Genomic DNA, 6,107 nt, shown 5'->3' with positions numbered 1-6,107 from the left:
CAATTTTAACAAGAGGTGCTGTTGATTTATATGCGTTGTTTGAATGGGGGCTTACGTTTTCTCAATCAATTATCTGTTTAACCCCATGTATATCTATCCTATCTCCTCGACCCTACGATTTTATCTAATCTGTCAACTCAACCCTACCTATTTTATGGCTCAAATTTAGACCAAAAAACACCCTCGATATGTTTCCATGAACATCGAGGGCTTAGGCCGAGTAGACAGATTTAACTTCATTATATAAAACTCAATATTCTCAAGGCTTTTCAGGCTTTACTTTTTAGACATCAGACAGACCGTCTCCACATGGCTAGTCTGCGGGAACATGTCGACCGGCTGCATGTACTCTATCTTGTACTTTTTCATCAACTTATTCAAGTCTTTCGCCAATGTCGATGGGTTGCAGGAGACGTACACGACCGTTTTGGCACCTGTTTTTAAGATGGTATCGAGGAGTGTTTCGTCGCAGCCGGCTCGGGGTGGATCAACGACAACAACATCCGGCCTCCATCCTGCTTTCACCCATTTCGGCATAACGGTTTCGGCTTTACCGACTTCATAATGAGCATTTTTCAGACCGAGTCGTTCTGCGTTTTTCCTCGCATCACGAATTCCCTCTTTGACCACGTCCATGCCGCGAACTTCTCCGGCCTTATCCGCCAACCAAAGCCCAATTGTTCCAACACCGCAATAGGCATCGACCACTTTTTCCTTTCCCGTTAGTCCCGCAGCTTTTTTCACTTCATCATAAAGCTTCACCGTTTGAATTGGATTTAATTGGAAAAAGGCACGGGAAGATAATTCAAAGCTGATATCACCCAAAACTTCCTGAATCGTTTCCTCTCCGCCAAGTTGCAGTGACTCATCACCAAAGATTAGTGACGTTTTTTTTTCATTGATATTTTGGATAATCGATTTCACCTCAGGAAGACGCTTTTGAATTTCAGCTATAATTAATTCTTTTTTTGGCAAATCTTTCTTTGCGGTTATTAAAACAACTTGAACATCGCCCGTTCCTACCGCTACTCGGGCAACAATTGTCCGCACCAAGCCCGTCCGTTTCCGCTCATCGTACACCGGAATATGTAAATCGCTCAATATTTCTTTAACTACACGCACCGCTTTATTCGTTGCCGGATGTTGAACGATGCAGTTGGGAATGTCAATGAGGCGATGAGAGTTTATACTATAGAGGCCTGCTATGTAATTTCCTTTAATTTCACCAAGCTGGAATTGGGATTTGTTTCGATAAAGCCATGGGTCATCCATCCCGATTGTCGGCCGTATATCAAGTTTTTCAATGTCCAATTTCGTATGGCGTTCCAGTGCTTGAATAAGGATATCCCGTTTTTCGACAAGTTGTTGGCTATACGCCAAGTGCTGAAGCTGACAACCTCCGCAATCTTCGTAAATTGGGCATGGGGGGTTGACACGGTGAGGCGATTTTTTACGGATTTTCTTGATCCGGCCTTCCGCAAAATGATTATGGATGTTGGTCGCCTCGACAACCACTTCTTCACCGGGCAATGCATTTGGCACAAACACCACTTGCTTTTTAAAATAGCCGACACCTTCCCCGTTGATTCCAAGCCTTTTTATCGTTACTGGAAACACTTGTCCCTTATGTATGTTGACACTAGTGTTTGTTAATTTTTTCATCAAGTTCATCCTTTATTACGTTTGAAATAGTATTCTTTAACATATGGTAGTTTAGGGGAAAGGGAAAGTCAACTTTTGGCCAAACTCAATTATGTTTTAGAAAGAAGGCAAAAATTCAAGCTAAGAGTCTCATTTCTTACGTTTTATTCCCTATTTTCTGTTTCCTGGTCTAAATATGTATCTTATATTTCTTGGCTTTTTTTTTAGTTCAATGACCCTGTCACGTGTTTCTATTACTGCCCGTTTGATTTGAGTAATTTCTTTTTCAAGTTTTCCTAGACGTTGATTGTGATTGCTCCATTGGGTAGCAGCGTATTTAATCCAACTACCGCAACAAAGCTCTGCATGACTTCAGGCGAGATTTTTAAGAAAGCCCCACACTCCTAAAAAGAAAGCACCCCCGAAAGTTGATTTAGTAAATTTCGAAGGTGTTTTCGATGATTTTTTTCCTGTTATTTTTTAAAAGATTTTCCTAAGCTTTCCAAAATTTGCTCGATGCCATGCCCCATTCCGGATTCTACCGCTCCCACATAGGCACCTTCTACAATGGGTACATTTTCGGCAATTCTGATATTTCCTTTTCCCGCCAATTCGATGGCGACTTCGGCATTCATCATTGCACTTCCTAAGTCATAAAAAAGGATGACGCCTGCTTCACTATATACTTGATCAATGGCTGATAATATTTTTTCCACATTTGTACCGATTTCATTTGTATCTGTCCCGCCTGCAGCTGCAACAGGGACATTTTTTACGACTTGCTCAATTAGCTCTTTTGCTCCTTCTGCAATTTTTGGACTATGAGAAATTAGAACGATTCCTACATTGGTCATAAATTTGCTCCTTCTCTATTTTTAAACTATGTGAAATTTAGAACGAGCTCACATCGGCCTTTAATTTGTCCCTTCTTTTTTTACTATGTGAAATTAGAACGAGCTCACATTGGTCATCGATTAGTCCCCTTCTCTCATCGTTTCCGCTAATGTTTGAAATAAGTAGTAGGACGATACTGACCCCGGATCGATATGACCTACCGATCGCTCTTTTAAGTAAGCGGCTCTCCCTTTCAACGCCAGCAATTCTTTTGTTGCTTCCATTGCACCTTTTGCCGTTGCCTCCAAATTTCCCCAATCAATCGGACTGTTTTGCTTCATATAATGATGAACAGGAATCCATACATCCAACATTGTTTTATCTTTAAGCTTTGCCTTACCTCGTTGCTCCAGACCTTTAATTGCTTCTTCTACCGCAAGCGTCAAGTCCTCTTCAGTCAATTTTTCCTTATTTTTCGTTGCCATCGCCATTTTTAAAAAAGCTGTGCCATACAACGGACCGGATGCACCACCGACTTTTGACATTAACACCATGGCAACATCTTTCAGCAAATCCGAGGGGGTCGCATAATCGGCATCGGATAGTTTATTCATTACTTCTTGGAAACCTCTTGCCATATTTACCCCATGGTCTCCGTCACCAATGGCCTGGTCCAGCTCGGATAAATATTCTTTATGTTTTTGGATCTTTTCGTTTAGTGCTTCCATCCAAAGTTTTGCTTTTTTAACTGTTAATTCCATAATTGAACCCTCCAGTTATTGCTAAAGTGCCGGGATTACTGCTCCATTTTCCGGCACTATCCACTCGTTTTTTTTATGCCCGGATTACTGATCTTATTCCCGACACTGTTCAACCCGTTTTTTTTAATGATCAAATTACTGTTCATTTTTTCGGCACAGTCAAACTGTATTTTTTAAAATGCCCGGATTATTGTTCCATTTCCTCGACACCAGTCAACCGGTTATTTTTTAAATGCAGGTGTATTGGCATGAGCAGCCAGTAAGTCTTTCAATTCGTCATCCAATTTTAAAAGGGTGACGGAACAACCGGCCATTTCAAGGGATGTCATGAAATTTCCAACGAATGTTTCATAAACCGCAATCCCTTTTTCTTTTAAAATTTGATTCACTTTTCGATTGACAATGAAGAGTTCCATCTCAGGGGTTGCACCTAACCCGTTAATCATGACAGCAACTTCATCACCACTTGATAGCGGCATATCTTTAAAAATATGATCGGTCAATTCTGTGGCAATTTCATCGGCTGTCGCAAGGGGTTTCCGTTCGGTACCCGGCTCGCCGTGGATGCCAAGACCGATTTCCATTTCATTTTCTCCTAATGTAAAGCTCGGTTTTCCTACGGCCGGTGGTGTACATGGACTAATCGCCATTCCCATCGAACGAACATTTTTCACCACTTTTTCCGCAACCTCTTTCACATCAGCTAATGTACCTCCCATTTCCGCCTTTGCACCGGCAATTTTATGAACCAAAATGGTCCCGGCAATTCCACGGCGACCGGTCGTAAATGTACTATCTTCTACTGCCACATCATCATTGACTACGACTTTGTCCACTTGAATTCCTTCCATTTCAGCCAATTCCGCAGCCATATCAAAATTCATAACGTCACCTGTATAATTTTTGACAACCATAAATACACCTTTCCCACTGTCAACGGCTTTAATCGCTTCCAAAATTTGATCAGGGGTTGGCGAGGTAAATACCTCTCCGGCAACGGCTGCATCGAGCATTCCTTGACCCACATAACCGGCATGGGCAGGTTCATGACCGCTTCCTCCACCGCTAATAATTCCGACTTTATTCGCTACCGGTACATCCTTTCTTGTCACAACCGCCCGCCCGTCAATGAGTTTTAATTGGTTTGGATAAGCAGCAACTAAACCTTCTAACATTTCTGTTACCACATGTTCCGGATGGTTGATGATTTTTTTCACGTTCTTCACTCCCTGCATTTTGATTATTGAAAACCAGTGATCTATCCATATTTTAACATATGCTTTGTAAAATGTGGGTTGGATCTTTACTATTTCTAAAAAAATCATCAGTGAAGGCAAAACAATTAATGGAACTTATTGGATGATTAGCACTCAAAAAGCCTATTTTTCAAAAACATTTACGCTCAAATGACAATATACTGTGTCTTGATAAAAATTGTTAGTACTATATTTGGCGCAAATCTTTCCTTAAAACCTTTTTGGGTGATAACCATTGGATAGCATTCAAGGAGATGAAGAACTTCAGGAAATGCTTGATAGTCTGTCCAATGATTAATCTATAAGGTTGTCTCGATATTTGGTGTTGGGGCGCAAGATGTGTGTTTCCATAACGAATCATTTAAGCCCCATTTCAAGTTTCGATGCATGAAGAAAGTATTGGAAGGTCGGCTTTCAGAAAATCGCTTCTTTTTTTTGGAAACGTCTGACAGCCGATGACTGAAGTATTAAATTACAAAAGCATTCGGTCAGTATCAAAAAGACATCTTTTAAAAAAACGACTGTTTAAACTACAATAATAAAAACCATTGTCACATAAAGTTTTTTATATCTCCTTTTTGGTCGTATTCAATATTTGTATTAAAACCTTCTCCTCAATAAAAAATCTTATTCTTTCCAAACTGCTGACTCAATACGTAGTCGTTTAGGCTTTTGAATGTATAGCCTCGTTTTTTTAGGTCGACAATGGCCTTTTCCAATGCATCCGCATTATCTTTTGAAACTGTATGTAGAAGGATGACGGCCCCCGGGTGAATTTGTTTCATAATTTCGTTGTACGAATATTCCCATCCCTTTTGTTGGTCGGTTTTCCAATCAACAAAAGCAAGCGACCAAAAGACATGGATATAACCCGCATCTTTCGCAACTTTCAATGTGCGCTCACTAAAGATTCCCCGCGGCGGTCGCATGAATATCATTTCCTCTTGACCCGTCAATTCTTTTGTTTTTTGCTTGACTTTATCCAGCTCTTCCTTGATTTTCGCATCATTAATTTGGGTAAAATCCGGATGGCTCCACGAATGATTGCCGACAATATGGCCTTCTTTTACCATACGCTTTACCAAATCCGCTGCGGAATTAAGATAATGACCCGTTACAAAAAAAGTAGCGGGAACTTGTTCCTTTTTTAAAACATCTAAAATTTTTTCGGTATAACCATTCTCATAACCGTTATCGAATGTTAAATATACAACCTTTTCAGTTGGATCGGCTTTATAAAATGCATTATATTTTTTCAGTAATTCATCATAGTTTGCCCCTGTTTCCGGTGGCACTTCATTTTCTGCTTTTTTAAATCCCCAATGAATCGCTGAATTGGAGACGGCAGTTGCTGACATTCCGTGTGCAAAAAACAGGCATATGACGGTCATATATAACATTAAGCACCTTTTCAAAGTTATCCATCCTTTCCTTTTTTCTTAGTTTGTCATAAGGAAAGGAAATCATGCTAAAAAAGTGGAACTGCGTTTTGTAGGGAAGTCGGTAGCTCACTTATTGAACGATACTGTTAAAAAATGGTGCTGAACCGTCTATTGGATTATCACGCTTTATTGGACAAAACCTTCAAAATACCGAACAAAAATGTCCATTAAAA

5 protein-coding genes are annotated in these 6,107 nt (G+C 40.2%); all 5 read right to left on the bottom strand.

The window, feature by feature from the left end:
* Window positions 1-276 precede the first annotated feature (276 nt).
* The 5 genes from rlmD to pdaA all read right to left on the bottom strand — a co-directional run bounded on the left by rlmD (window position 277) and on the right by pdaA (window position 5,883).
* A complete protein-coding gene (rlmD, locus tag LIZ98_RS16590; RefSeq protein ID WP_227140299.1) occupies window positions 277-1,662 on the bottom strand; it encodes a 23S rRNA (uracil(1939)-C(5))-methyltransferase RlmD in 1,386 nt (461 codons plus the stop codon).
* Window positions 1,663-2,114: 452 nt separating this feature from the next.
* Window positions 2,115-2,495 carry a dihydroxyacetone kinase phosphoryl donor subunit DhaM gene (gene dhaM, locus LIZ98_RS16585; protein ID WP_034768396.1) on the bottom strand — a complete coding sequence of 127 codons (381 nt, stop codon included), beginning with the start codon at window positions 2,493-2,495 and terminating at the stop codon, window positions 2,115-2,117.
* Window positions 2,496-2,615: 120 nt separating this feature from the next.
* Entirely contained in the window at window positions 2,616-3,236 is a 621-nt protein-coding gene (dhaL, locus tag LIZ98_RS16580; RefSeq protein WP_227140300.1) for a dihydroxyacetone kinase subunit DhaL, read from the bottom strand.
* 221 nt (window positions 3,237-3,457) lie between these two features.
* Entirely contained in the window at window positions 3,458-4,453 is a 996-nt protein-coding gene (gene dhaK, locus LIZ98_RS16575; RefSeq protein WP_108897578.1) for a dihydroxyacetone kinase subunit DhaK, read from the bottom strand.
* 653 nt (window positions 4,454-5,106) lie between these two features.
* Window positions 5,107-5,883, bottom strand: a complete 777-nt coding sequence (gene pdaA / locus LIZ98_RS16570) for a delta-lactam-biosynthetic de-N-acetylase (protein WP_375293596.1) — start codon at window positions 5,881-5,883, stop codon at window positions 5,107-5,109.
* Between the last annotated feature and the right edge of the window lie 224 nt (window positions 5,884-6,107).

The organism is Caldibacillus sp. 210928-DFI.2.18 (genome assembly GCF_020554505.1).
GTDB classification, from domain to species: Bacteria; Bacillota; Bacilli; order Bacillales; family Caldibacillaceae; genus Caldifermentibacillus; species Caldifermentibacillus hisashii.
Note: the sequence above shows the minus strand (reverse complement) of the source record. Positions and strands in the feature narration are given on the sequence as shown.